The sequence below is a fragment of the Hoeflea prorocentri genome (genome assembly GCF_027944115.1).
Taxonomy (GTDB): Bacteria; Pseudomonadota; Alphaproteobacteria; order Rhizobiales; family Rhizobiaceae; genus Hoeflea_A; species Hoeflea_A prorocentri.
In genome coordinates, this window is sequence record NZ_JAPJZI010000001.1 from 4426786 (window position 1) to 4453359 (window position 26574).

The following is a 26574-nucleotide window of genomic DNA, read 5'->3' on the forward strand; positions in this document are numbered from 1 at the left end:
TGGGACGGATCATGAAAGCCAACCGGTTTATTTTGATTTCGGGGTGCTCAAGCGGGGGCAAGTCGACGCTGTTGAGCGCGCTGCAGACGAAGGGTTATGCCGTGGTGGAAGAGCCGGGCCGCCGTATTGTCGAGCAGGAGACGAAGGGAGACGGTTCGGCGCTTCCCTGGGTCGATATGCGGGCCTTTGCGCGTCGCGCAGTCGAGATGGCGCGTTCGGATTTGGCTATGGCGGAAAGACAGTCAGGTCCGGTGTTTTTTGACAGAGGTCTGATCGATGCGGCTGTCGCACTTGAACATTCGGCCGGTGTGTCGCTGCGTGAGACGCTTGGCGATCGGCAATACTATTCCAGCCCCGTTTTTCTCGCGCCGCCCTGGCCTGAGATTTATGTGACGGACAATGAGCGACCGCACGATCTGGCCGAAGCGACCGCGGAATATGAGAGGCTGATCGTGGGGCTCGGCTCACTCGGATATGAGACGCTGATCCTGCCCAAGACGCCGGTTAAGGAGCGCGTCGAATTTGTCCTCGATGCGCTCAGCTAGGACCATTACCTGCCCGTTAAGGTGAAGTCGACCATCGCACCCGGCCCGAGCGGAATGTTAAGCGCTGTCCAGGCGATAATCATGATAACGCCGCTGATCATCAGCCAGATGGAATAGGGGATCATCACGGCCATCAGGCTGCCGATGCCGAATTCCTTGTCCCAGCGCTGACAGAAGATCAGGATGAGCGGGAAATAGACCATCAGGGGCGTGATGATATTGGTTGCCGAATCGCCGATGCGGTAGGCGGCGGTGGCCGTTTCGGGGCTGATACCGAGGAGCATCAGCATCGGCACCAGAATTGGCGCAAGCAGAGCCCATTTTGCCGATGCCGAGCCGACAAATAGATTGATGAACCCCGACAGGATGAGAAGGCCGGCAAGCAGAAGCGGGCCCGGCAGCGCCGTCCAGCGCAGGAATTCCGCACCGTCGATGGCCAGGATCAGGCCAAGGTTCGACCAGACGAACATGACAACGAAGTGGGCGGCGGCAAAGGCCAGAACGAGATAGTAGCCCATCTCGGACATGGATTCCTTCATCAGCCGCACAAGGTCGCGGTGATTGGCGATCACGCCGGTGATATGGCCGTAAACCCAGCCGCTGAGTAGAAACAGGAAGAAGAAACCGGCGACAAGCGACTGGTAAAACGGCGTCATGCGGGCTTCCGGCCGTGCATCATGGTCGATCAGCGGCGTACCCGGACCAATGGTCAGGAAAACCCATACGGCAATCACGGCAAGGATTGTCAGGGCGCCCCATATGAGGCCTTTGCGCTCATCATCAGTCAGCGGGCCGGAAATGGGTTCATCGGTATCCGCGACGGTGCCGCCTTCCCATTTGCCGAGGCGCGGCTCGACCTGACGGTCGGTGACGTACCAGATCACCGGCAGGTAGACGAAGAACAGCGCCATGATCAGATACCAGTTGCCGGCGATGTTGGCGTTCCATTCCGGGTCGAGGATTTCCGCGCCGGCCTCGGTGATGCCGAAGAGCAACGCGTCGAGCTGCCCCGGGAACAGATTGGCGGAAAAGCCGCCCGATACGCCGGCAAAGGCGGCGGCGATGCCTGCGACCGGGTGGCGCCCGGCTGCGGCGAAAATGACCCCGGCCAGCGGAATGAGGACCACATAGGCGGCGTCGGCGGCAAGGTTTCCGATCATGCCGACGGCAACGACAATCGGGGTCAGAAGCATTTTCGGCGCATTGCTGACGCCGGCGCGCATGGCCGCACCCAGAAAGCCGGTGCGTTCGGCAACGCCGGCGCCCAGCATGACGACCAGCACATAACCGAGCGGATGGAAATGGGTGAATGTCGTCGGCATGTCGGTGACGAGGCGGCGCAGATTGTCCGCCGAAAGCAGGCTTTTTGCGTCGACGGGATCGCCCGTGACCGGATGTATTGCCGAGAGACCGGCAAGCGAGGCGATGAGGCTTACCACCATGAGGATGCCGATCAGCCAGATGAAGATGAAGACCGGGTCAGGCAGGCGGTTTCCGGTGCGCTCAATGGCGGCGATGAAGCCCTTGTTAGGTTGGGTGGGGATATCGCTCATTGCTGTTCCAGTGCGGGTGTACCGGTTATTCCCGGCGGCCTCGGTGAGGACGATTTGAAGCTGTGGTAGAGCCGCATTTGGCAGAACCTGAAGGCAGTTTAACCGCTATCGTGCGGAGCGGGCAACGGCTGGTGACATTACCATTTCGTCACTTTGTCTTTTATCGCCGGGTTGCATTTCATCTCTTGGTGGTTGCTTGACTCCCGGTTTGTTTTTTGGAATCTATTGTGGAACAAAGCAAGAACATGTGGAAAAACAATGCAGGGCAGTCACGCGCGGCAAAGGATGGAGGCATTGCAGGATGCCGTGTCGAAGATCGACCGGCGCCATGCTGCTTTTGCACGTCATGAACGCTTGCGCGGAGAGGAAACGGGCGGTGTGGCCGCCTTTGGCATCGACAGCGTCGATGCGGTCTTCAAGGACGGGTTTCCGATCTTTGCTCTGCATGAGGTGCGTTGTGCGCTGACCCGCGATATTGCGGCGGCGTCCGGGTTCCTCGCCGGGCTGATCGCCGGCTGCATGAAGCGCCGCACGGGCCGCATCGTCTGGGTTTGCGATCCGGCCTGCCGGCTTGACGGCGGCCAGCTCTTTCCCGCCGGGCTTGCCATGTTCGGGATCGATCCGTCGCGGTTGCTCATGGTGCGGCCGCTGGACTTCAAGACATCGCTTTGGGCAAGCGACGAGGCGGCCAAATGCAGCGACCTTGCCGCCGTCGTCTTTCAGATCAAGGGCAACCAGCCGGCTTTCGACATGACGGCAACGCGGCGGCTGATGCTCAAGGCGCAGCAGAACGGCCTGTTTGTATGCATCCTGCGACAGGGTGGTGAAGAGGAGGCCAATGCGGCGGCAACCAGATGGCGCGTCAGTGCAGCGCCATCGGCGGCCGATCCGCAGCTTGAAAACGGCATAGGGCTTGTGCGGCTCGGTCTTGTGCTTGAACGCAACCGCAATGGTCAGACGGGGCAATGGACCATTCAATGGAACCATAACAGACACGGTTTTGAACATGTCCCAGCGGATCATGTCGATCGCCCTGCCGCAGCTTTCCACCGACCGGGTGGCGCGCCGCAAATGGGGCAGGTCATGGCGTTTGAACGGGCGTCCTGACGCCCCGCCCCTTGCCGCGATCGCAAAAGTCAAAAATGCCATGCGCCTCGTCGCGTTGGACGGCCATGGCCACAAGGCCGGTCTGAGGATCGAGCAGACGCTGAGCGATGCGCGCGCGTTGTTTCCCGATCTCGATGTTTTCGATCACGATATCAAGGCCGATGCGGCGCTGCTTGAAGCGGTTGCCGCCTGGTGCGACCGTTATACGCCGCTGGTGGCTGTTGAAGCGCTTTCGCCAAATGTTGCGGGGCAATGCGCCGGGCTTTTCCTGGATATTTCCGGCTGCGCCCATTTGTTCGGCGGCGAGGAGGCGATGCGCGAAGATCTTGTTGCCCGGCTGCGTGCCGCCGGTCTTCTGGCGCATGCCGCGGTCGCCGACACGCCGGGGGCGGCCTGGGCCTTTGCCCGTTATGGCGAGGCCGGGGTGGTTGCAACGGGCGAACATGACAAAGCGCTGCTCGATCTGCCGCTTGCGAGCCTGCGCCTTGAAACCGAATTGCTCGACATGTTGCGCAAGCTTGGCCTGCGCTCGGTCGGATGCATCGCCTCGTTGCCGCGCGCGCCGCTTTCCGCCCGGTTTGGCAATGGCCTTCTCCTGCATCTCGATCAGGCGCTTGGACGGCAGGAAGAAGCCATCTCGCCGCGCCTTCCAGTGCCTGAATTGTCATCGGAGCGTGTTTTTGCCGAGCCGATTGCCTTGCAGGACGATATCGAGCGCACCGCCGCGCAGCTTGCCGGCAATCTTAAGCCGCGGCTCGATGAACGGCAGTTGGGAGCCCGGGCGCTGGAGCTGAAATTGTTCCGGGTCGACGGCCATGTGGTGACCATTTCAGTGCGTGCCGCGAGCCCTGTCTATCATCCGGACCGCATCGTCATGCTTTTTCGCGAGCGCATCGCCGGCTTTCATGAGGATCTCGACGCCGGGTTCGGTTTTGACCTTGTGCGTCTGAATGTGACCGCCAGCGAGCCGCGCCCGGTGGAACAGGCCGATCTCGGCCGTGGCGGCGAAGGCAATGGCGAAGCCTTTGTCAGCCTTGTCGACAGGCTGGGCGCGCGTCTCGGCACAGACCGGGTCCAGCGTTTTGCCGCCGCCGACACCCATATCCCCGAACGCAGTTTCGGTCTTCTTGCACAGGCTGCCGGCGGCAGCGATGGGTCGTCTTTCCTGCCCGCCGGCGACGCCACGCTGCTGGACGGTGAAGCTCCGGTTGCGGTGCTGACCCGTCCGATGGTGCTGTTTGAAAGGCCCGAGCAGGTTGAAGCGATTGCCGAGGTGCCGGATGGTGCGCCGATCCGGTTCCGCTGGCGGCGCACGCTCTACCGGGTTGCGCGTTCCGAAGGGCCTGAACGTATTGCCTGCGAATGGTGGCGTGACGGGCGTGGCGGTCACAGCCGGGACTATTTTCGAGTCGAGGATGAAGAGGGCCACCGGTTCTGGATCTTCCGACAGGGGCTGTTTGAGCGCGAGACCGATAACCCGAAATGGTTCATGCACGGGCTCTTCGCATGAGCGCACGTCCTGATGAACCCGGCTATGTGGAACTTGCCGTCACCAGCAATTTTTCTTTCCTGCGCGGTGCTTCGCATCCCGAAGAGATGGTGGTCGAGGCCGCCCGGCTCGGCCTCAAGGGGCTGAGTGTCACCGACCGCAATTCGGTTGCCGGTCTGGTGCGGGCGCATATGGCGGCCAAGGAGGCAAAGATTGCCTTCGCGCCGGGTTGCCGGCTTGTCTTTTGCGACGGCACGCCCGACATTCTGGTATGGCCGCGCGACCGTGCCGCCTATGGCCGGTTGTGCGAATTGCTGACGGTGGGTAAACGCCGCGCGCCCAAGGGCGAATGTCATCTGTCGCTGACCGATCTCATCGACCATGGCGAAGGGCTGATCATGGCCGCCCTGCCAATGCCTGTCCTGCCGCTTGCGGTGCCGGATTGTCTTGAGACGCTAAAAGTCCACTTTGCCGGCGATCTCTATCTGGGGGCATCCTGGCGCTACGGGGCCGCCGATCAGCGCATGCTTGCGGCCATGGCGGAGCTTGCCGAACAGGCGAGCCTGCCGCTCCTGGCTGTCGGCGATGCGCTTTATCACGCGCCGGAGCGGCGGTTCCTGCAGGATGTGGTCACATGCATACGCGAACATCTGACGCTGCGCTCCGCCGGCCGGCAGCTTGAACCCAATGCCGAACGGCACCTGCGCGATGCCGTGCAGATGTATCGCCTCTTTAGAGGCTACGAGCAGGCGGTTTGGGAGACGGAAGCTCTCTTTAGCCGGCTTTCATTCTCCTTGGATGAGCTTCGTTACCTTTATCCGGAAGAGCCGACCGGTTCGGATGCACCGCCGCAGGATACGCTGGAACGGCTGACGGCCGAGGGATTGAAACGGCGCTATCCGGACGGTGCGCCGCAAAAGGTGCTGGATGCCCTCGATCACGAGCTTGGGCTTATCCGCGAACTGGACTACGCGCCTTATTTCCTGACTGTCTACGATATTGTGCGCTTTGCGCGCAGCAAGCATATTTTATGTCAGGGTCGCGGTTCGGCAGCCAATTCCGCCGTTTGCTATTGTCTTGGGATCACCGAGGTGAAGCCCGACAAAGTCGACCTGCTCTTCGAGCGGTTCATCTCCAAGGAACGCAATGAGCCGCCCGATATCGATGTCGATTTCGAGCATGAGCGGCGCGAAGAGGTGATCCAGTACATCTATGAGAAATACGGGCGCGACAAGGCGGGGCTTGCCGCCACGGTCATTACCTATCGCGGCCGTTCGGCGCTGCGCGAAGTGGCGAAGGTGTTTGAGCTTTCAGACGATGTGATCACGGCGATCTCCGGCACCCGCTGGGGATCTTCATCCGCAAAACTTGACGAGGAGGATGCACGCCGGGCCGGGCTCGACCCGCATGACAAATATCTCATGCAGGCCCTCGACATGGCGAGCCAGATCATCGGCTTTCCGCGTCATCTTTCCCAGCATGTCGGCGGGTTTGTCATCACACGGGACCGGCTCAGCTCGGTCATTCCCATCGAGAACGCGGCGATGGAGGACCGCACCGTCGTTGAATGGGACAAGGACGATCTGGAAAGCCTCGGCATGCTCAAGATCGATGTTCTGGGTCTCGGCATGCTGAGCTGCATCCGCAAGGCATTCGAGTTTCTGGAGAAGCATTACGGGCGAAGCGAAACCCTGTCTTCCCTGCCCGAGGAAGATCCAAGGGTTTATGACATGATCTGCCGGGCCGATACGATCGGTGTTTTCCAGATCGAAAGCCGGGCGCAGATGTCGATGCTGCCTCGGCTCAAGCCGCGATGTTATTACGACCTCGTTATCGAGGTGGCGATTGTGCGGCCCGGGCCGATCCAGGGCGACATGGTGCATCCCTATCTGCGGCGCAGGCAGGGCAAGGAAAAGGTGAGCTATCCTAAAAAGGAGCTTGAAGGTGTCCTGAAAAAGACGCTCGGCGTGCCGCTGTTCCAGGAACAGGCGATGAATATCGCCATTGTCGCGGCCAATTTCGAGCCGGGCGAAGCCGATAAGCTGCGCCGCGCCATGGCAACATTCCGCCGGGTCGGCACGATCCAGAATTTCCGCGTCAAGATGGTCGAAGGCATGGTTGCCAATGGTTACGAGCGGGAATTTGCAGAACACTGTTTCAGCCAGATCGAGGGCTTCGGCGATTACGGCTTTCCCGAAAGCCATGCCGCCAGCTTTGCGCTGCTCGTTTACGTGTCCTGCTGGCTGAAATGCTATTACCCGGATGTCTTTTGCGCGGCGATCCTCAACGCACAGCCCATGGGCTTTTACGCGCCGGCCCAACTGGTACGCGACGCACGCGAACACGGTGTCGAGGTGCGGCCTGTCGATATCAATGAATCAAACTGGCTCTCGACGCTGGAAGAAAACGATGTGACGAAGATAAAGCTGGCCCCACGCCATTCGGACATGGCGAATGTGGTGAAAAACAGATGCGCGGTGCGTCTTGGCCTGCACCGTGTCAAAGGCTTTGGCGAAGAGGAAGCGGATCTGCTCATCAAAAATCGCGGCGAGGGCTATGACAGCGTGCGCGATCTGTGGATGCGCTCCGGCCTGTCGCGCCGCGCCATGGAAAAGCTCGCGGATGCGGATGCCTTTTCCTCCATCGGATTGTCGCGCCGCGATGCGATCTGGGCGGTCCGGGCGCTTGATCCGCTGGGCGCTGCCGAACGTCTGCCCCTCTTTGCGATCGCCGATTCAAAGTCATTGCAACGGGAGCCGGAAGTCCATCTGCCGCCCATGCCGCTTGGCGAACAGGTCATCAATGATTACCGCAGCCTTTCCTTTTCGCTAAAGGCGCACCCGGTGTCCTTTGTCCGCGACCGGCTGAAAAAGGCAGGCTATGTGAAGACGGCCTGCCTGCCGGATATCCGCGCCGGCCGATTTGTTTCGGTTGCAGGGCTGGTTCTCGTGCGCCAGCGTCCGGGATCGGCCAAGGGCGTCGTTTTTGAAACGCTGGAGGATGAAACGGGCGTTGCCAATGCTATTGTCTGGCCGAAGATTTTCGAGCGTTACCGGACCATCGTCATCGGCAGCCGTTTTGTCGGTATCCGCGGGCCGCTGCAGTCGCAGGACGGGGTGATCCATGTGGTCGCCCGCCAGCTTGAGGATTTGACGCCGCTGCTTTCGGGCATTTCCGATATCGATGCGCCCGTTGACGGGCTGGCGCGGGCCGATGAGGTCAAGCGCGAACCGATCGATCCGAGACAGCGCAAGAAGCCGGCCTCACGCATTGGCCATCTCATCGAGCAGGCTCCGCAATTGCGCACTGTCGGCAATCAACATCATTCCGCTGCCCGCCGCATCCTGCCGAAGGGGCGGAATTTTCACTGATGTTCTGTCCTCACGGTTGAGCGCGGCTTCGCCGCTAACCTCCGGACGGGGCGGGCCAAAAGGCCTGATGCGCGGTCGCGCTTGCTGTGCTCCGCACCGAGTTCCTGTTCCATGATGTCTTTGCAAGGGAAAACAGTTCGAAGCTCGCAGGGCTTCGCAAGGCTGACCGGCCGTCGCCGCTCATGCGGCGCGCCCGCGCAGGCCAGCCGTGTAGCGGCGGTGCGGCCGTGAGCGATAAAATCAAGGCTCAACCGTGAGGACATAAATAAAACTGCGGTACGGCCGTGAGCGAAAACAACCCCCTAATTCCACCGCTCGTGCGGCGGATGCGGGCGGGTCAGGATAAAGAGGCTGACGGCGGACAGGACCACCGCCTGAATGGCGATGACATAGGTGGCGACGCCGGCGACGATGCTGATCAAGAAAACCGCGACGATGGCGATCATTGCCAGTGTTTTGCCGCGCTTTGATATGGCGCGGTAGGTTTCCCAGTCACGGATCGGCGGGCCGAGGCGCGGATGTTCGACCAGCCAGCGGTGCAGCTTGCGTGAGCCGCGGGCAAAACAGAAGGCCGCCAGAAGCAGAAAGGGTGTTGTCGGCAAGAGCGGGAGCGCGATGCCGATGATACCCAAAACCAGGCTGACAAGGCCGCCCGCCATCCAGAGCAGACGCATCAGCCGGTTGCGCCTTAGCATCAGGCGGGTTCCTGTCCTAGCGAGCGGGCAATGGTGCAAATCACCTCATAGGCCATGTCCGCATCGCGCTCCTGCATGTCGAAGGATCCGGCGGTGAAGCGGATCACCTGCCGGCCGTCATGCAACGTCTGGGTGAGATAGATGCGCCCGTCATCATTGATCGCATTGATAAGATCCCGGTTCAATGCGTCGAGGTCGCCATCAAAACCCGCCGGTGCGTAGCGGAAGGAAAACAGCGACAGGAGCGGTGGCGTGGTGATCTCGAAATCCGGCTCGTTTCCAAGGCGTTCCGCCAGGTTTTGCGACCAGGCGACATGGTCGCGGATGCGGCTGCGCAGGCCATCAAGGCCGTAGGCGCGCAGCAGGAACCAGATTTTCAGGGCGCGGAAGCGCCGGCCGAGCTGGATCGACCATTCGGAGAAATTGACCAGCCCTTCTTCGCCATAGGTCTTGAGATATTCCGGATGCATGGCGAGGGTACGGATGAGCTCTTCCGGACGGCGTACAAAATGCGCGGAACACTCCATTGGTGCGCCCAGCCATTTGTGCGGGTTGAAGACGATGCTGTCGGCTTCCTCAATGCCTTGCCACAGATGCCTGAACTCCGGGCAGATCATGGCGGAGCCTGCCCATGCGGCATCCACATGGATGTACAGATCATGTTCCTTTGCGACCGCGCAAAGCGCGGCGACATCATCCGTCGCGCCCGTTGACGTTCCGCCCACACAAACGACGAGCCCGGCAGGCCTGTGGCCTTTTTTCCGGTCGGCTATGATGGCCTCGGCCAGAAGGTCCGTTTGCATGGCCCCGTGCTCGTCGACGGGAATATGGACAAGATTGTCTTGTCCGAGACCGGAAATCCACATGGCCTTGTCGATTGAACTGTGCGTGCCCTTCGATGCATAGACACGCAAGGGAGCCTGTCCGAACAGGCCGGTTTTGTTCCCCGTCCATCGAAGCGCGCGTTCGCGCATCGTCAGGATGGCGCAGAGCGTCGCCGTCGAGGCCGTATCCTGGAACGTGCCGCCGAAACCGTCCGGCAGTCCGACCGCCTGACGCAGCCAGTCGATCATCTTGACTTCCAGCTCGGTGGCCGCCGGCGATGTCTGCCACAGCATGCACTGGGCGCCGATCGCGGTGGCCAGCTGCTCGGCAACCACGGCGGCGGGCGCGGCGTTGCTGCTGAAATAGGCAAAAAAGCGCGGATGTTGCCAATGGGTCATGCCGCCCGGAATAATCCGCTCGAAGTCTGCGAAAATGGTCTCCATATCCTGGGCATTTTCCGGCGCGGTCTGGTCGATCATCCGCGCGATATCGCCCGGTCTCACCTGGGCGCGAACCGGACGCTCCGCCAGCGTCTCACGATAGTCGGCGGACCAGTCACTGGCCCTGTGCGACCATTTGCGGAAATCGGAATCATCCATCGGCATCGTTCCCTTGCGGCCCGGCGAGACTACAGACGCACAGCATGCAAATCCATCCCGAATGTTGACCCGGCATGAGCAGTTCCGATGTGCGTATTGTTACGTCCGAAACGCAGAAAATAGGCCCGGTCATCCGACAGTCAAATCGGATGGCGTTGAAAACAAAGCGAGGTCTTCCGGTCGCAAACCTTCACGGGATTTTTTGCCGGTTTGCATGCTTGTCACAGATCCGTGCTCTGAAGGATGATGGTGTATCGATTTCTGGAAGGAGAATGTTTTGGAACAGGTTCAAAAGGATATTCCGGTGCTTGGCGCGGCATTGACGTTGCGCACGGCCTCGCATCTGAAAGAATGGCTGTTTGAAAGCGACCGCGATCTCGAAATCCAGGACTTTGTCCTGCCGCAGCTCCTCAATGGCAACTGGCAGGCCATTGCCGGCGAATACAAAAAGCTCCTCGACGGTTATCGCGGGCGTGTCGGCATCCACGGGCCCTTCTACGGTTTCGACATTGCGAGCAATGATCCAGAAATTCAGGCCATCATCGAAAAGCGCCTGCTGCAGGGCTTAAGCGTGTGCGAAGCGCTGGGCGCTACCCATATGGTGGTCCACAGCCCCTTCACCTTGTGGCAGCATAACAATTTCGGCGATGATCCGGGCTCGCGCGAGCGGCTCATCGGCCATTGCCATGTGACCATGAAAGAAGCGGTGCGGCGGGCCGAATCCATCGGTTGTGTTCTGGTGATTGAGAATGTCGAGGATGTCGACCCGCGCGAACGCGGCCTCCTTGCCGACTCCTTTGACAGCGAAGCAGTACAGATCTCGCTGGATACGGGCCATGCTCACAGTACCGGCGGGGCGCCGCCGGTGGACTATTTTGTCGAAGCTGCGGGGCACCGGCTCGCGCATGTGCATATCCAGGATACCGATGCATATGCCGATCGGCACTGGCTACCCGGAGACGGCACCATAAGCTGGCGCGCGTTCTTTGATGCGCTTCGGGTCCACGCGGACAATCCCCGACTCATCATCGAGGTCGGCAGTGCGCTTCAGGAGCGTATTCCCGCCTGTGTCCGCCGCCTGGAAAGCGAAGGCCTGGCGCGGTAGCCGTCCTCGTCAGGCCTGCCCTCCGGCCTCCTCCGACCGGTCGGTTGCGGGCGGCGGGGCCGGCGAAAAGGCCGCGATGCGCTGATAGAGGTCGGGCGTCATGTCGATGTCCAGTGCATCGAGGCTCGGCTTTATTTGATCGACGCTGCGGCCGCCGATGATCGGTGCGGTGACGGCAGGATGCGCGGCCACCCAAGCGATTGCCAGGGAAACGGGTGAATAGCCTTCCGATTTGGCAAAATCGCAGAAGTCGATGGCCGCCTGCGCCATCCAGTCTTGTCCGTATCGTGCCGCATAGCGTGCATCATCGGCCAGGCGTCCAATCCCGATTGGAGCGCCGCCGGCATATTTGCCTGTCAACAATCCGCCTCCGAGCGGGCTGTAGGTGATGACGCCGAGTTCCTCGGACAGCGCCATCGGCAGGATTTCAACTTCGGCCTGACGTTTGACGAGATTATACATCGGCTGAATGACATCGAAACGGGACCAGGCATTGCGGGCCGAGATCCCGAGCGCCTTGGCGACCTGCCAGGCGGCAAAGTTCGATGCGCCAAGATAGAGGACTTTGCCGGATGAGACGAGATCGTCCAATGCCCGCAGCGATTCCTCGAGCGGTGTGTGTGCGTCCCAGTGATGGATAAACAGAATGTCGAGCCGGTCTGTCTTCAGCAGCTTCAGGCTCTGCTCGACTGCGAGGACGGCATGCCGTCGGCTCGTGCCGCTTGAAGCGGGGCTGCCGGGCAGGCGGTAGCCGAACTTTGAGGTGATCACCAGCTCATCGCGTTCCGAAGCGATCAGATCACCGAGAATATCTTCCGAACGGCCATCATTATAGATGCGAGCGCAATCGAAGAAGTTGATGCCCCGCTCGCGGCAGGCGGCAAAAAGGGAGGCAGCGGTTTTGGCGTCCGCATCGCCTCCGAATGACATTGTGCCGAAGCACAGGCGAGAAACGTCAACGCCGGTCCGTCCAAGAATCCGATAATCCATCATGTCTCCATCGATTTACCGCGCTGCGTGAGGGTCGCGGCGGCCACAAGAAAGACGATATGCCGTCAGGCAGGGGGCGATTTCAACTGGAAAATGACGTTTATGGAGACGGGCTGTTCATGTCGAAGCCGCCACTCCAGCGGGGGCAGGGCTCATGAGCGATAAGGGGCTGCAAGCCGGCCCCCTATCGCTCAGGCAGGTTCCGGTACCCGTGTCTGACACAGGTCGAAAACCAGCCAGGCCGCCGCCATGTTGCCCATATGGATTGCGGTATTGGCGTTCTGATGGCCCCCATAGGTCAGATCGCCCGCGGCATAGATGCCGTTGCGGCCGGTGCGGTAGCAGTCGTCGATCTCCACATAGCCACCCTCACGAAGCGGCAGATCGAGAGATTTGACCAGGTCGCATTGTGTCTGGTGAGGCCACACAAGCAGTACTTCGCGATCGACCTTGACGCCGTCGCGAAGCACTACCTGCGTCAGCGCTCCTTGGGAGGACTGCAGCGCTTCAATGGATCCATTCACAATGCGAATATCGAGGGCTTCGATTTCTTTTGCCCGTTCCGCGGGAACATCGACCCGTGGATCGACAAACAGAACAAGATCACGTGTCCAGTTGCGGTAGATTTCGGCGGCTGCGAGAATTTCCGGCCGGTGGACATAGATGCCCCAGGGACGGTCCTTGAATTCGTATCCCTGACAGAAGGGACAATTGATGACAGAGGTGCCCCACAACCGGTTAAGGCCGGCGATCGGCGGGAAAATGTCCACCATGCCGGTTGTCAGCAAAATCCGCTTGGCGCTAAAGCGCGACCCGCCCTGTGTTGAAAGGACAAAGCCGTCACCATCGGGGACGGCGGATGAAATTTCGGCGGACTTGATCTGGGCGTAGCCGTATCCCTTGATTTCCTCGGCGATCCTTTCTCGCACCTGGGCGGGTGAGGACATGTCCATGCCGGGGAAGCCGCCGACATGCCGCGCCGCGTCGTTGCGCGGGGGCAGCGGGGAATCAAATACGATTGTACGCATCATCGAGCGCGATAGTGTCAGAGCGGCAGCAAGTCCTGCCGGCCCGCCACCGATGATCGCGACCTGATAATCCGTCATGGCGAGGACCTCCTTGACGTCTTGGCGGGGCGCGTATGTCGTCCCTTGTATCGCTGGGAGAATAGCAAAGTCGGTGTGTGATGTGCCATTTGGCTGTGGAAAACCGGCAATTGCCGGTGGATATTTTGACGGAAGTCGTGCGGCGACCCCACAAAATTATCCTGCTCCCCGAATTTATCGCATCCGAGGAATCACATTTTCAGATTTGGCGTATGAAGCGTCGCGCGCAGCTTGACCGCACGCGGCTCCTCTTAGCGCCGCCGTTCGAACCGGCGTGTGCTTGGTCTTTGCAGGCCGCTTCGGCCTCCGGAAAAAGATTCACGCCGCGATTCAAACCGCTGTGTGCTGCGCTGGCGCGAGATCTGTTGCCGGTCAAGCGACTGGCGCAGTTCCTTGACCCGCTCGGGGCGGGTCTTTGCGGACTTGTCACGTTCAGCCGCTGACTTGATGTTTTCCCAGGAGCCCTTGTTGTGCTGCTTCCAGTTGCCGTTTTCCTTGCGGAAGACATTGCCGTCGCGATCGGCGAGAATGTTCTGGCCGCGAGCGGATGATGTTTGTCCGCTTTTGCGTTTTTGCCATTGGCCCTGGGCTTTTGACGCGGTGTTTTCCCGCGACCACCTGCTGTTTGTGGTCACGCCGCGGTCCCAGGACTTGTAGATATTGCCGTTGACATCCGCGACCCAGTACCGGTTGCCGCCGGGCCCGCGAACCGCAATGTAGCCGGCCTGGTTGTAAGGCCCCCAGGCGCGCGCGCCGCGGATATAGCCGCCGGTGTTCTGGTTGTAGATGCCGCCTGCCGCGATGCCGCCATAGGGGCCGTATGCGCGGCCGTAGTGAGCCGTGAATGTGCCGCGTCCGGGCAGATAATAGGTTCCCGAGCCGTAGGTGACGCGCCATGGCCGGTAGATGGGCGGATAGCCGGGTGTATAGACCCAGTAGGGCGGGTAGTAATATCCGGTGCCGTAAATCAGCGTACCCCAGGCCAGGAATGCCCAAAGATAGCCGGAGGTGTACCCGTAGACGACATAATCCGGGGTCGTCTCGTAAACGCGGACATAGGTGACGTTGTAGACCGGCGACGAGGGTGGAATGGTGTACATCTCATCGGGAACCGTGTCGGCAACGGTGAACGGACCCGTCGGTGCGTCGCCGATGAACCAGACACCGTTGTAGAGCACGAAATATTTGCCGCCGACGAGGATGACGGTGAAGTTGGTGTTGACCGCATAGGCCATGTCGGTGCCCGTAATGCGCTCGAATTTGGGATCGCCGAAATAGGTCACGTCGACGCTGACATCGGAACGGCTGACACGCGCCGTTGTCGGGATCGATGCCGTCAGCCGCGCCTCCTGGCTTTCCGACGTGCCGGGGACGGAGGCGCGGACAATGGAATAGGGCTCGCCGTCGGGGATGTTGCGAAAATCATCCGGCAGGTTTTCTGAGGCAAAGGACCAGGGTCCCTTCAGGTCCGACGCGCTGAACCAGCGGCCGGAGGTCAGGAAATACCAGGTGTTGTTCGCGGTATCGCGAAACAGATCTGTGTTTGCGTTCGAGACCCATTCCAGATCCGTGCCGGCAATGGGCTGCAAAGCCGGTTCACCGTCAATGACGACCAGTTCCGCCGGCTTGTCTGAATAGTAGACGACAGGCACCGCATCGTCGGCAAGCGGCGCAGGTGGCATCGCCTCACGGGCCTCTTTCCAGTTCTCATCATCGGGCAGCTTTGCAAAGTCCGAGGGAAGTTCGCTGACGGGTTCCCAGGTGCCGTCGATCTTCTTTGACGTCAGCCAGCTCTTGTCGACACGAAGGTAATAGGTTGCCGGATCACCGACGGCCAGGAGATCCCAATTCGTATTGATGACGAATTCTAGGCCGCTTACGCCTTTTACGGGTGCTGTGGTTGGCTTGCCGTTGGTTTGCAGGAGGACCGCCGGTTTCTCGGAGACGAAAATGGTCGGAGCATCGGCGGTGAATCCGGGCGCATCCTGCAGGCGTTCATAATTTGCCAGGCTCGCCGTCAGGCGCGTCAGGGACAGGGTGAGGGTCTCGGGCGGCAGGAGCTTGCCGATCTCCAGCGAGGCGTCCGACAGCTGGTTGCGCGTAAGCGTTGAGAAATTGATGTTGGCAACGGTGAGATCCGACAGGGTGACCTCGTCATTTTCGCGGTCGGCGGCCGTTTTCGCGGTGACTTCGATAACGCCATAGGCCGGCTCTTGACTGCCCTTGGCCTTGTACTCGCTGGCGATCAGCGCGGTCATGCTGGTGTAGTTCTTCCATTCGGTCACCTGCGGCTGATGCAGCGTCATGATTGCGCCGGCGGGTGTCTCATAGTTGCGCGGCCAGGGCTCGGATGCCTGCGCGCCGGCCGGATTTTGCTGAGCGGCGCCCGTTTGCGCCTGGGCAAATCCGGGTCCTGTTCCGCTGACGGCAAGAAGCGCGGCAAGACCCAAACGAAGAAGGGACGATGCGGTAAGGCGGACCATCGGGTATCTCCTCATAGAAGCATAGTGGCTCAGCATACACCTTATTGAAGGATTCTATGCTGCCACCGTCATTTTTATCTTGAAATCTATTGGTCAGGAGAGTGGCGATACTTGGGCCGGTTTCAAGCCCGCCCGACGCACAATCGGTTCGCCAGCCGGCGCGCCGAGCGGCTCCCATCCGCGCGAGACTGGAGCATCACGCGGATGGGAGAGGCTTGGGAGTCGACTAAAGCAGGGGGCAAAACCTGCTCCGACCGGTCGCGCAGGGCTGCTGTCCGGTGCGGACTTCAAGCCTCCAGACCGGCGCATCGTTCGTGTTTGGGCTCACGGAGCGATGCGGCAATCGGTCTGAAGTCCCCCAATCGATGCGGTTTGACTGTGACTCCCTCAGCGCCATTTCGCTGTGGGAATTGTCACAATGTGCGAAAATGGGTGATGATCAGCCGGGGCGATGCGCCGAGGGCCTGAAGAGCGTGATTAATGGAACCCGGATTGCGCCATCTGCCGAAGCCGCTCAAGGTCGAGCACCTCGATTTTGCGCCGGCCGGAATTCACAATGCCGAGTTTTGACAGCCGTGCCAGTTCCTTGCTGACCGCTTCGCGGTGGGTGCTCAGCTTGGTGGCGATCTGATAATGCGAGGGCGCCGGCTCGATAAGATAGGGTCCGCCCGACGCGCTGGTTTCGATCATGCGCAGCAATTCCGTACAGATGCGCTGATGGACGGCCATGGTGCTGTATTCGAACATCCGATCCGTCAGGCTGCGGTTCTTGCGCACAAGCAGTTCGGCAAGTTTCAATCCAAGGGGCGGGTAATCGACAATAAGAGTGCGAAACTGCGCTGATTCCAGCCTTGCGAGATAGCTTTCTTCGAGTGCCTCAACCGCCGCAGAACGCGGCCGCTGGTCTATGGCGGAGAACTCTCCAAACACCTGGCCGGCCGAGATTTCGGCATAGGTGACTTCCTTGCCCTCCACGGAATAGCCCTTCGCCGCAACGCTGCCCTCGACGATGAAATAAACATCAGTCGTTTGCTGGTTCTGGCTGATGACTTCCTGTCCCTTTGAAACGCGAAGCCATTCGCAATGTTCGCCGATTTCGTTGAGTTGCCGTACATCCAGATCCGACAGCAAGTCGACCAGATACAATAGATTTTTCGCGCCCGGTTTCATCCACCTCACCCTGGATCAAGCTACCATAATCAAGATTAGCGTCATTGTTGAACGTATGCAGCAAGTTTTTCCGCAATTGCCCGATGTAACGGCGGGATTATCGCCTTTGTGAGGATTCTCACATTTTGCCCGATTGAACTGTGCCATGGATGAAAAATCGCCGGCATAGAGGCCATCCGGACCCGTCGGCAACGAAAAACGGGAACATCAGGCGCATGCATATGATGTCGTCAACGCAGACAATGTCATCGATAGGAACCCTTTCCCGACTGATCGGGCGACCGCGGGAAGGGGGCCGCAGCGCTGCGCGCAACAAGGCAAACAATGCGCTGCCGGCCGATGAGCTTGGGTTTGTGCTGCAATATCGCCGCCAACCCGATCTTGAACAGGCGCGCCGGCAACTCGTTTCGATACTGGATACTCTGGATTTCCTGTTACAACCGCTCTTTCCGATGGGTGCAGACGAACTGGCGCATTTTGCAGTGCTGCGTTTTCCAGGGGTCGGTGCCGGGCGTGCCTCGGACGCGCTGTTCTCAATCGCCTATGAGCTTGGCGAGGCGCTCGATCTCGTCAGTTGTGAGCCCTGTATCGGCGAATACATCATGACATTCCCGGAGCCGCCGCAGGCGGATGCGGGACCTGCTCAGATGAGCAGTCTTTGCTGGGTCAACAGCCCCGCACCTGTGGACAAGAAATGGGCGCTGGAAAATACGCGTGTCAACTCGGCCTGGCATTTGTCGCCAGGTCTCGGCAAGGGGATTTTCATTGCCCAGCCGGATACAGGCTTTGCGGCTCACGATGAAATCGGATCGGATGCGCTGCGCCTCGACCTTGCCGCCGACATCCTTGAGGGCGACGGCGACCCGACAGATCCGCTTGATCCGGCTACATCCAATCCGGGCCACGGAAGTGGCATGGCAAGTGTTGCGGTCGGGTGCCGAAGTGGTGAGATCAGCGGTGCTGCACCCGGAGCGCACCTCGTGCCGATCCGGTGCGCATCGGACGTACAGATGATCAATCCTGCACCGCTTGCCCGGGCAGTGGATCATGCCCGCATGTCGGGCTGTCATATCGTATCCTTGAGCCTCGGAGGGCTGGGGAGCGCTGCGCTCAGGACGTCCATCAGGAAGGCGGTTGAATCCGACCTGATCGTCGTTGCTGCAGCCGGCAATTGTATCGGCCTGACCGTTTATCCTGCCCGCTACCCGGAAGTCATCGCCGTTGGAGGCACGAATATCAATGATCGTATCTGGCGTGGCAGCAGCACCGGTCCGGCTGTCGACATCGCCGCACCGGCGGAAATGGTCTGGCGCGCCAAGCACGATATGGCCAAGGGCGGCAAACCGATCGTTTCAGAGGGACAGGGGACATCCTATTCGGCGGCCCTTGTTGCCGGAATTGCGGCGCTATGGCTTGAACATCACGGACGCGACAACCTGATCGCCGAAGCCCGCTCCCGGCATGTCACGCTACAGGAACTGTTCCGTTCGGCGTTGTGCCGGACCGCGCGGGTTCCGACCGGCTGGAACAGCAGCCGTCTTGGCGCCGGAATTGTCGATGCGGAAACTTTGCTGCGCCTGGCGCCAAAGGACATTCCGGACCCTGCATGGCCGGCCAAATCCTATCGGCCGTGTTCGACCGAAATCCAGCGCCTCGTGTTTGAGGCAACGCACAAGAAACCGGAAGACAAGGAATTCGACTGGTGCCGTTACGGGGCGGAAATTGCAAACCTTGCCCTGCGTCTTGCCCATAGCAGAACCCAGTGGAACGGAATGGAGGGGCAACGGTCCGCCCGGCGCATTGCCGTTTCGGAACATCTTCGAAGGGCCGTGAGGAAGTCAGGCGATTCAGCCCTTGCGTCCCTGACCGAGAGTTTTGAGAATATATTGTGTGAATAGGTCGCTGAAAGAGTGACCGCCCGTTATTGATACGATCACGGTTCGATGGCGCAGCCCGTAGCCTGCCCGTGACTGCTACCCGGGGGGTAATTTCTTGGAACAAGAGCTTCTAGACTGGACCATGTCCGCCTCCTTGGGCGGTGTCACCGAAATCGCCGTCATGGCTCCCATCATCAAGGGTCGTGTGCCCGGAGAAAGGCTGACTTACGAGGAAAAACTGCGGCGTGTCATCGCATCGATCAGCGATCGGGCGCAACGCGGCATACCCCATCAGCTCAGCACGATACCCAGTATTCATTTCGGGCGGATGATGATCATCCGTCCCGAACAGTATCTGACCAATTCCAACGTGCCGGGCCTGGCTTATTATGAGCCGGATGACCATGACGGCAGCGCCGCCGATGCGGGGTTTCGTGTTCCCAAACAAATCGATGACTTCAAGATTTCCATCCAGTTTGCCGGCGGACAGTCGGAGGGGCGCAACGGTGCGCGAGAGCACGACGGTGCTGCAAACGCCCAACCCAGCTTTCACTCATGGCTGTTGACGATCGTCTCTTTCGACGGGGATCTGAAGGTTTATTTCCGCGATATCGCGGAATTCCTGGCGCGCGATTTCGACGATGTGTTTGTCAATTGCGTCGACTTTCCCTCAACCGAGAATTTCGAGAGTTTCTGGCAGTGGATCCGCCGGTACCAGGTTCCCGTTGATCTGTTCCTGTGCGCCTACCCGGATGTTTCCGTCGTGCGCATCAAACAGCTTGAGGATTTCAAACACAGCTTCGACGCCTTCGTTGCCAAGGTCCGGACGCCGGGCGGGCGCCGGGTTGAGAACATGGATGAACTGTTCGACGAGTTCCTGCGCAAGACGGGGCAATACGCTTCGGATTTTCCAACGCCGGGCGGAACTTACCGCCGGAAATCGGACGGAGGCCAGTAATCATGCCGGATATCTACACACGCCCCGCCGGATCACAATCGGGCGATGCCGCGACCCGAATCCAGGCCCATCTCGGGCAAGCGTCCAAATTCGCCAACGGGAAGACTCGAAACTGGTCGTTATTCTTGTTCTTCAGGATCCTCAGCAAGGCCGAGATGGACAATTCACGCCTGCTCATGGCCCGTCTGGCGGATGCTGTGTCGAACGCAGAGGGAGGCGTTCCCGACAGTGCGCTCGATCTGGCAGCCGATCTCGGCGCGCCGCAGGTTGGCCGCTGCGAACCGCCGACCGGCGATCCGGCACATCCCGACCCCGCCGACCCGTTTCCGCCGGCCGATCCATTGACAGACAATTTTGCCTCCGACGCGTTCCGCGCCTGGCTCGCTCTTTTATCGAAAGGCGATGTCGGTCCGCTTATTGCCAATCTCTCGGCCTTTTTCGACCTGGACAGTGGCAAACCGCCGAGCGAGGCGGTCTTGAAACTTGCGGGATCCCTGGCTGCCGAGCTCAAAAAGAAAAGGGGTGTTTATGCCGCCCTGGACTGGCTGCAAAAGAAATTCGACGGCGGGCTGTCGAATGAGACCGTGCTGATATCGCTGATAATGGCGATCGCCGTGCTCATGCGTCACCCCGATGCGAAGGTCAAAGCGGCGATCGATTCGATTTTCGACTTGACGGCATTTGGCGATGTGGTTGGCGAGGCCGGGCAGAAAGTCGTTTCGCAAGGTCTTGTAGCGGTATGCGCCTATGAGTTGCTGCGCCAGGCGAAGCTGGCAAGGGACGGCGCCGAGCAAAAGGGCCATCCGTCCCCGGTTCGCAGTGAACGGGTGCAGGTCAACGGTCATCATGCGGACAAGGCCGTTGTCTATGACCCCGTTCCGGTCAACATCGCCTTTACATATCCGGGCCTTGAAAAACTCGATCTCGATCCGACCACATTGCGTTCGTTTCCGGATGCCTACCGTCAAGGCATGGCAGCCCGCGCCGGGCGCCTCGGCGATACCGGGCCGAGTGCGCCGGAAAACTGGCACGGAGAACTCGGCCTTCCCTCCGTCAGCGGCTATTTCACAGGCGGTTTCCAGGTCGGCGCCATGGCACAGGGCGACAAATGGGATATGGGGCCGGAAGAGGACTGGGAGCGGCTGCGACGGCAGGTCGACGATTTCAATCACAGGTCCGGCCCACGTGGAAAACTGCTGCGCACAATTCTCGGCGGTCTGTTTCGGCTGGTCGGCATGGAGATCGTTCATATCGAACTCGGCCAGGATCCCTATTTCGTTGAAAATGGCCGCGCCGTTGCCTCCGGGTTCCGCAAGGAGCATTTTGGCTTTCGCGATGGTGTGAGTCAGCCTTTTGTGGACATGAAGCTTGGCAAACCCATGCCGGGCGGTGCCACGCCCGGCCGCAATGGAACCTGGGCGCCGGTTGCGCCCGGCGAAATCTATCTCGGCTATCCCGACGAGGACGGAAACCGCGCCCAGCAGCCGACAAATGCGCTCTTGCGCGATGGCGGCACGTTCATGATTTTCCGCAAGCTGGAACAGGATGTAACGGGATTTCGTGCGTTTCTTGCCGAACAACGGCCCGGCGATCCGGCCGCGCAGCAGAAGCTGGCTGCGCAGTTCATGGGCCGCTGGCAAAACGGCACGCCGCTGATGATGGCACCGGACAGTCCGCGCGATATCGGTCCGGACAGCGACCGGCTGATCAATGATTTCCTGTTTGTCCGGGACGATCCGCGCGGGGAAAAATGCCCGCTCGGCTCGCATATCAGGCGCAGCAATCCGCGCGATATCGGCGGACGCAATGATGTGCGCCGGCATCGTATCCTGCGGCGGGGCATCGGTTACGGCGGACCGCTGCTCGACAACGGCTCGCGCGGCGACGGCAAAAAGCGCGGGTTGCTCTTCATCGCCGCCAATGCCCGGATCGATCTCCAGTTCGAGGTTATTCAGGCAGACTGGATGAATGGCGGTGAATTCATGGGACAGGCTGGCCTTGGCAAATGTCCGATTGCGGGAACGAATTCCGGCGGGCTGCAAGACAGTTTCCATGAGGCCGGCGCGACCGCGCCCGTTACCAATATTCCGGCCTTTGTGACGACACGCGGTGGCGACTATTTCTTTGCGCCCGGCCAGGACGCGCTGATTGCAATGGCCGAAGGCGAGCGGTTCGAAACGGATGCGGCGGACCTGGTGTCGGGCGGGCACAGCATGAGCGATCCGCAAACCCCGGGGCTTTTCACGAGGCCAAGAATAGAGGCGTTCACCCGTCTCTTTCTTAATCCCCGGGGCGCGGCGGAGCTTATCCGTGTGACCCCGCCCGACATCCCGCCGGCTTCACCCTATCCGGATGGGTCCACGCTGCATGAGCCGGAAACGCTGGGACGTGATGTATGTTTCGTCGGCAAACATCGCCATGTCAGTGATGTGCTGCGGCTGATCGATGCTGACGGAAACAGGCGTTTCTCCGTCGCCCATTACAGCGAGGCCGGCAGGCGGGTACTGCGCGGTGACGATATGGTTATCGGTACCGAAACAGGAGGTCCGACCGAGGCGCAGCGCGAACGGCTGTATTGCATCCTTGGCGAAGCCTGGATGGCGCTTGACGAAGCAAGCAGCGAATCCGGCGGTGTGCGCGGGCGTCTGGCAGGCATCGTGTCGTCCCGGCTGGAGGCGGCGCTGGAGCGCACCGGTGACAGCCGCGGCATCGACCTTGTGCGGGATCTTGCGACGGATGCATCCTATGCGGTGGTGGACGAGTTGTTCGGAACGCCGGGGCCGGGCTGGGTCAGCGAACTGGGCATTGCGCTGCCGTTCGCCCGTCAGCATGTCGGCCACCTGCATCCGGACTGGCTTTCAGTCTCAAAGGGCAGAATGCCGCGGAACCCCGGTCTTGCAACAATGCAGATCTGGTCCATCCTGACGCTCGGCGATGTCTTTGGAAACGTCATCGCCTACAGAACTCTGAGAGATCTGTCGGCACAGGCCGGTGCGGAGCTGATGAACCATTTGAACCGGCTCATTACGGATGCCTGGACAAAACGGCCGCAGGAGGCCCGCACGCTCGTCGATGCCTTTATCCGGATTGAAGACAGGATGTTGGAGACGTTTGAGGGTTATACGCGCGAACAGTATCATGGCGATGTCGGCGCCATATTGTTCGAGCTGATCGCCTCGGCAATGGCCGCGATTCCGTCAACCTTCGGCAATGTCATGGACACGGTGCTGCGGTTCAGGATTGGACTGCCGGAACTCTTTGACCGCATGAGCCGCCTTGGCGTGGCTCCGCTGGACAATGTGGGCGGCGGGCCTTCCCTCGTGACGCGGCTGATCTACGAGGCGGAACGGTTACGGCCGAATTTCAAGATCCTGATGCGCCAATGCGCCCAGGATACGGAACTGGAGCCGGGCCTGGCTCTTTCCGAGGGGGACTGGGTGGCGGCCTTGATAACGGCAGCCAATTTCGATGCCACGGTCTTTGACGATCCGTTTCGCTTTTCACTGCATCCGTTTGTACCCGAACACCCGGAGCGGCCCTTGGCCAATTACCTGCTGTTTGGAGCGGCGACAATGCCGCGTGAAGGAGAATCCGATCTGCAGGCGCGGGTGCGCGGGCGCCACTGCTGGGGGCGTGACGCGGTTGCCTTGCATATACTCGAACAATGCGTGCTCGCGGCGGGCCGCCTGGACGGGTTGCGTAATGTGGCCGGGCATGCCGGGGAGATGCAGGAGATTGCCGGTGCCAAAACCGGTCTTCTGGCACGCTTTGCCCGGCTGCGGCCGAGGCAGTTCTGACCGGCTACAGGTCAGGCCAGCGCCTTGAAGCCATGCGTCTCGCATAGAGCGCGGTGTTCGTCGATATCCTTGCTCAGCAGCGGGCTTGACGGATTGATCTGTGCCGTGAGCTTTGCCCTGATGGCCAGTCCCTGAGCCGTCAGGCCGGGATTGTTGATGCCGCGACCGATGGCGATTGCCTGGTCAATTGCCGGAATGCAGCGTTCAACGGCACCGGAGTGAAACAGCGCCTCTGCATAGCCGGCATAGAGATAGAAGATTTCCAACCGGCCCGTGCGCAGGTGCAATGCGTTGTTGAAACAGTCCTGCGCCATCTCAAGCGCTTCATCAGCCTGTCCATTGCGCGCCATCGCCATGGCCAGCAGACCGATTATGTGCGGTTTGGGCGCATCGTAACCGTGGCGCTCGATCAGGGCGATTGCCGCGTTCAGGGTTTCAACCGCCTCCTTGTACCGCTCCATCATGATGAGCGTGCGGCCAAGCGCGTTGAGTGCGACCACTTCGGTGTAGGGATCCTTGCTGGACCTTGAGATGTCCAGGGCCCGCCTGCCATATTCCAGGCTTTCCTCATAGGCTCCCGTGTCGGTCAGAAACCAGCCCAGGAACGCGCGGGATATGGCGCCGGGAATGCCAGCGGATCCAAGCCGTGCGGTTTCGACGTCACCGGTCAGTTGTTCGCAGAGCGAGCGTTCGAGTTCAATCGCCTTGGCAAGATCGCCCGTGGCGTGGTTGAGCACGGCCAGCAGATGCTGCGCGGCAAAGGTATGTGGCAGCGAATCCATCTCGCGCGCCATCTCCAATGCCTCGGTCACGGTGGCCGCACCCTGTTTGTAACGCCCTTCGAACCAGTCGATCATGGCAATATTGCACTTGGCGGCACAGATTTTGTTTATCCTGTTCTGCTTCATCGCCAGTGCCATGGCACGGGGCAGGTAGTCATGCATCTTGGAAAACTCGCCAAGCTGCAACATGGTCGGGCACACCATCAGTGTGAGGTCGACAAATTTCTTTTCGGCGGGCTCGCCGATGCGCTCGATACATTCAAGTGCATGTTCGAACAGAAGCTGTAATGATTTGCCGGCAAAATTTCGTCGTGCCATGTCTGCGGCGCGTGACAGATAATCCAGTGCCAGCTCGTCGTCTCCGGCTGATTCAGCGTGGAATACGAGGCGCTCATATTGTCCGGCAAGGTCCGGATAGGTTTGTGTGATGATGTCGATTGCCGAGCGATGTATCTCGGTTCGCCGTGCACGCGGCACCGTGATCGAGCAGGCCTCGGCTATGATGGCGTGACGAAACCGGACGGTTCGCCGCGACATGCGGCTTGCTATGGCAAGTTTCTCCAGCGTATCGATTTCAGCGTCGAGTTGTCCGCCGTCTTTTCCGAGCACCTTTTGCGCAAAATCGAGATCGACTTCCTCGCCAAGGATGCTCAAAGCCTGGGCGCAATGTTTTGCCGAGCGCGGGAGACGATTTAACCGGGCATGGATCATGGACTGCACGCCATGGGGAACCGAATGAATGGACTCGGGATCGTCCGAATCGATCGAGCAGAAAAACTGTTCCAGAACAAAAGGAATGCCGTCGGCCTGGTCCAGCGCCTTCTCAACGCTGAGATGTTCAGGTGCTGACCCCGCGATGAGCTGATGGGCCATTTGGCGCATATGCGCGCGGTCCATGGGTTCGAGGCGCATGACGGCATCGGTGATCTGCTGTGCGTCGTAAGCAGCCTCCGGCCGTCCGGTCACAAGGAGAAAAAGGGTCCGGCTGTCATTGATGTCCTGCAGCATTTCAAGACAAAGCTGACTTTCAGGGTCAACGATATGAAGGTCTTCGACGAGCAGCACGGTCCGTCCCCTGATTGCCAGATTGCGGAAGGTGCGGACAAGGGCAGTTGCCGTTTCCTTCAAGGACAAATGCGGGGTGCTGCCGGAGGGGCTTCTGCTCTCCGAACTCACTATGGCATCAAGGGCTGACAGCGCGTCCGGCTTTACGCCCACTGCTTCGGCCGCCAACCAGATCTCTTGTCGTGACGCCTGGTCGTCCAGATTCAAAGCATCCAGAATGAGGCCCTGCATGACGGCAAAGGGCGTGATGCGCTTTTGCATATCACCGCGGAACACCACGAGCCGGTCGGCAATATCATTGGACAAGGCCTCGTGGATCGCAGCTGCCGCCAGGCGGCTCTTGCCAATCCCGGGTTCTCCGATGATCGCCAGTGCACCATTTTTTGCCATACCGACCTTGATCGTGTCGCGCAGCATGGAGAGTTCGCGATCCCGGCCGACAATGGGCAGCTTGTATTGCTGAATCACATCCCTGCCCGCCGTGCGGTCCGCCAGCGCCGTCAGGGTGAAGACGCTTGAGCCGATCTCGTCGAGTATCTGCAGATCCGGCCGCGGACCGCACTTCTGATCGTAGCGGCAAAGCTCAAGGGTTTTCCCGCTGAGCAAAATCTCTCCCGGTTCTGCGGTTTTCTCAAGCCGTGCGGCCAGATGCACCGTGCCGCCCACAAGGTCGATCTGCGAGCTGCGCTCAAGCGTCAGATTGCGCAATCCCACGAGACCGGAGTGAATGCCGACCCGAAACTGGACGACGTTGGAGACCGGATCACGGATCGGCTCGCCCCTGTCACCGTAGTGCTGAATGTTCCATGCCGCATCACAGGCGCGATCGGCATGGTCTTCCATTGAATCAGGCCAGCCGAACACCGCCACTCCGCCGTCCCCGGCGAAACTGACAAGCAACCCGCCGGCCCGTTCGACTTCCGTGCGGATGTGATCGAGGACTTTATCCACCATGAGTTGTGCATCATCAGGGTCAACGGTGGCTATTCGACTGGTAGAACTGACTGCATCGACGACCATGACGGTCACGACACTACGCTCTGGATACGCCATCAAA

16 protein-coding genes are annotated in these 26574 nt (G+C 60.2%); 8 read left to right on the plus strand and 8 right to left on the minus strand.

The window, feature by feature from the left end; genetic code table 11:
* Positions 1-11: 11 nt before the first annotated feature.
* On the plus strand, positions 12-545 hold the full coding sequence (locus OQ273_RS20830) for an AAA family ATPase (protein ID WP_267992844.1): 534 nt from the start codon (positions 12-14) through the stop codon (positions 543-545).
* A gap of 5 nt (positions 546-550) precedes the next feature.
* Here the strand turns inward: OQ273_RS20830 and OQ273_RS20835 are convergent, their stop codons facing one another.
* Positions 551-2098, minus strand: coding sequence for an AbgT family transporter (locus OQ273_RS20835; protein WP_267992845.1), 1548 nt, complete (start codon positions 2096-2098; stop codon positions 551-553).
* Positions 2099-2356: 258 nt separating this feature from the next.
* Here OQ273_RS20835 and OQ273_RS20840 point away from each other — a divergent pair, with 258 nt between their 5' ends.
* The 3 genes from OQ273_RS20840 to OQ273_RS20850 are packed head-to-tail and all read left to right on the plus strand — an operon-like array spanning position 2357 to position 8065.
* The gene (locus tag OQ273_RS20840) at positions 2357-3205 is read left to right on the plus strand and encodes an ImuA family protein (RefSeq protein WP_267992846.1); all 849 of its coding nucleotides are present in this window, start codon (positions 2357-2359) and stop codon (positions 3203-3205) included.
* Complete coding sequence (locus tag OQ273_RS20845) at positions 3105-4715, plus strand: DinB/UmuC family translesion DNA polymerase (RefSeq protein WP_267992847.1); 1611 nt, start codon at positions 3105-3107, stop codon at positions 4713-4715. Before OQ273_RS20840 ends, OQ273_RS20845 begins: the two co-directional genes overlap by 101 nt.
* Entirely contained in the window at positions 4712-8065 is a 3354-nt protein-coding gene (locus tag OQ273_RS20850) for an error-prone DNA polymerase (protein ID WP_267992848.1), read from the plus strand. The genes OQ273_RS20845 and OQ273_RS20850 overlap by 4 nt, the downstream gene beginning before the upstream one ends.
* Positions 8066-8367: 302 nt before the next feature.
* Here OQ273_RS20850 and OQ273_RS20855 read toward each other — a convergent pair whose 3' ends face one another.
* Both OQ273_RS20855 and OQ273_RS20860 read right to left on the minus strand, forming a co-directional pair.
* Complete coding sequence (locus OQ273_RS20855) at positions 8368-8760, minus strand: YbaN family protein (protein WP_267992849.1); 393 nt, start codon at positions 8758-8760, stop codon at positions 8368-8370.
* Entirely contained in the window at positions 8760-10184 is a 1425-nt protein-coding gene (locus OQ273_RS20860) for a pyridoxal phosphate-dependent decarboxylase family protein (protein WP_267992850.1), read from the minus strand. The genes OQ273_RS20855 and OQ273_RS20860 overlap by 1 nt, the downstream gene beginning before the upstream one ends.
* A gap of 277 nt (positions 10185-10461) precedes the next feature.
* Here OQ273_RS20860 and OQ273_RS20865 point away from each other — a divergent pair, with 277 nt between their 5' ends.
* The gene (locus tag OQ273_RS20865) at positions 10462-11289 is read left to right on the plus strand and encodes a sugar phosphate isomerase/epimerase family protein (RefSeq protein ID WP_267992851.1); all 828 of its coding nucleotides are present in this window, start codon (positions 10462-10464) and stop codon (positions 11287-11289) included.
* Between the two features lie 9 nt (positions 11290-11298).
* Here the strand turns inward: OQ273_RS20865 and OQ273_RS20870 are convergent, their stop codons facing one another.
* The 4 genes from OQ273_RS20870 to OQ273_RS20885 form a co-directional block, all read right to left on the minus strand.
* Entirely contained in the window at positions 11299-12279 is a 981-nt protein-coding gene (locus OQ273_RS20870) for an aldo/keto reductase (protein WP_267992852.1), read from the minus strand.
* A gap of 191 nt (positions 12280-12470) precedes the next feature.
* A complete protein-coding gene (locus OQ273_RS20875) occupies positions 12471-13385 on the minus strand; it encodes an NAD(P)/FAD-dependent oxidoreductase (protein WP_267992853.1) in 915 nt (304 codons plus the stop codon).
* Positions 13386-13636: 251 nt separating this feature from the next.
* Entirely contained in the window at positions 13637-15868 is a 2232-nt protein-coding gene (locus OQ273_RS20880) for a hypothetical protein (protein ID WP_267992854.1), read from the minus strand.
* A 477-nt stretch (positions 15869-16345) separates the two neighbouring features.
* On the minus strand, positions 16346-17038 hold the full coding sequence (locus OQ273_RS20885; RefSeq protein ID WP_267992855.1) for a Crp/Fnr family transcriptional regulator: 693 nt from the start codon (positions 17036-17038) through the stop codon (positions 16346-16348).
* Positions 17039-17259: 221 nt separating this feature from the next.
* Between OQ273_RS20885 and OQ273_RS20890 the strand changes: the two genes are divergently transcribed.
* The 3 genes from OQ273_RS20890 to OQ273_RS20900 all read left to right on the plus strand — a co-directional run bounded on the left by OQ273_RS20890 (position 17260) and on the right by OQ273_RS20900 (position 23670).
* Complete coding sequence (locus OQ273_RS20890) at positions 17260-18936, plus strand: S8 family peptidase (RefSeq protein ID WP_267992856.1); 1677 nt, start codon at positions 17260-17262, stop codon at positions 18934-18936.
* A 94-nt stretch (positions 18937-19030) separates the two neighbouring features.
* A complete protein-coding gene (locus OQ273_RS20895; RefSeq protein WP_267992857.1) occupies positions 19031-19873 on the plus strand; it encodes a hypothetical protein in 843 nt (280 codons plus the stop codon).
* A gap of 2 nt (positions 19874-19875) precedes the next feature.
* Positions 19876-23670: a hypothetical protein gene (locus OQ273_RS20900; RefSeq protein ID WP_267992858.1), complete on the plus strand. Its 3795-nt coding sequence runs from the start codon at positions 19876-19878 to the stop codon at positions 23668-23670.
* 11 nt (positions 23671-23681) lie between these two features.
* Here OQ273_RS20900 and OQ273_RS20905 read toward each other — a convergent pair whose 3' ends face one another.
* Positions 23682-26570 (minus strand): ATP-binding protein, encoded by a 2889-nt coding sequence (locus OQ273_RS20905; protein ID WP_267992859.1) that lies wholly within the window; start codon positions 26568-26570, stop codon positions 23682-23684.
* Positions 26571-26574 lie beyond the last annotated feature (4 nt).

Excerpts from the sequence above, each read along its gene's own strand:
- OQ273_RS20830 (WP_267992844.1), top strand. The coding sequence starts at position 12 with ATGAAAGCCAACCGGTTTATTTTGATTTCGGGGTGCTCAAGCGGGGGC.
- OQ273_RS20835 (WP_267992845.1), bottom strand. The coding sequence starts at position 2,098 with ATGAGCGATATCCCCACCCAACCTAACAAGGGCTTCATCGCCGCCATT.
- OQ273_RS20840 (WP_267992846.1), top strand. The coding sequence starts at position 2,357 with ATGCAGGGCAGTCACGCGCGGCAAAGGATGGAGGCATTGCAGGATGCC.
- OQ273_RS20845 (WP_267992847.1), top strand. The coding sequence starts at position 3,105 with ATGTCCCAGCGGATCATGTCGATCGCCCTGCCGCAGCTTTCCACCGAC.
- OQ273_RS20850 (WP_267992848.1), top strand. The coding sequence starts at position 4,712 with ATGAGCGCACGTCCTGATGAACCCGGCTATGTGGAACTTGCCGTCACC.
- OQ273_RS20855 (WP_267992849.1), bottom strand. The coding sequence starts at position 8,760 with ATGCTAAGGCGCAACCGGCTGATGCGTCTGCTCTGGATGGCGGGCGGC.
- OQ273_RS20860 (WP_267992850.1), bottom strand. The coding sequence starts at position 10,184 with ATGGATGATTCCGATTTCCGCAAATGGTCGCACAGGGCCAGTGACTGG.
- OQ273_RS20870 (WP_267992852.1), bottom strand. The coding sequence starts at position 12,279 with ATGGATTATCGGATTCTTGGACGGACCGGCGTTGACGTTTCTCGCCTG.
- OQ273_RS20875 (WP_267992853.1), bottom strand. The coding sequence starts at position 13,385 with ATGACGGATTATCAGGTCGCGATCATCGGTGGCGGGCCGGCAGGACTT.
- OQ273_RS20880 (WP_267992854.1), bottom strand. The coding sequence starts at position 15,868 with ATGGTCCGCCTTACCGCATCGTCCCTTCTTCGTTTGGGTCTTGCCGCG.
- OQ273_RS20885 (WP_267992855.1), bottom strand. The coding sequence starts at position 17,038 with ATGAAACCGGGCGCGAAAAATCTATTGTATCTGGTCGACTTGCTGTCG.
- OQ273_RS20890 (WP_267992856.1), top strand. The coding sequence starts at position 17,260 with ATGATGTCGTCAACGCAGACAATGTCATCGATAGGAACCCTTTCCCGA.
- OQ273_RS20900 (WP_267992858.1), top strand. The coding sequence starts at position 19,876 with ATGCCGGATATCTACACACGCCCCGCCGGATCACAATCGGGCGATGCC.
- OQ273_RS20905 (WP_267992859.1), bottom strand. The coding sequence starts at position 26,570 with ATGGCGTATCCAGAGCGTAGTGTCGTGACCGTCATGGTCGTCGATGCA.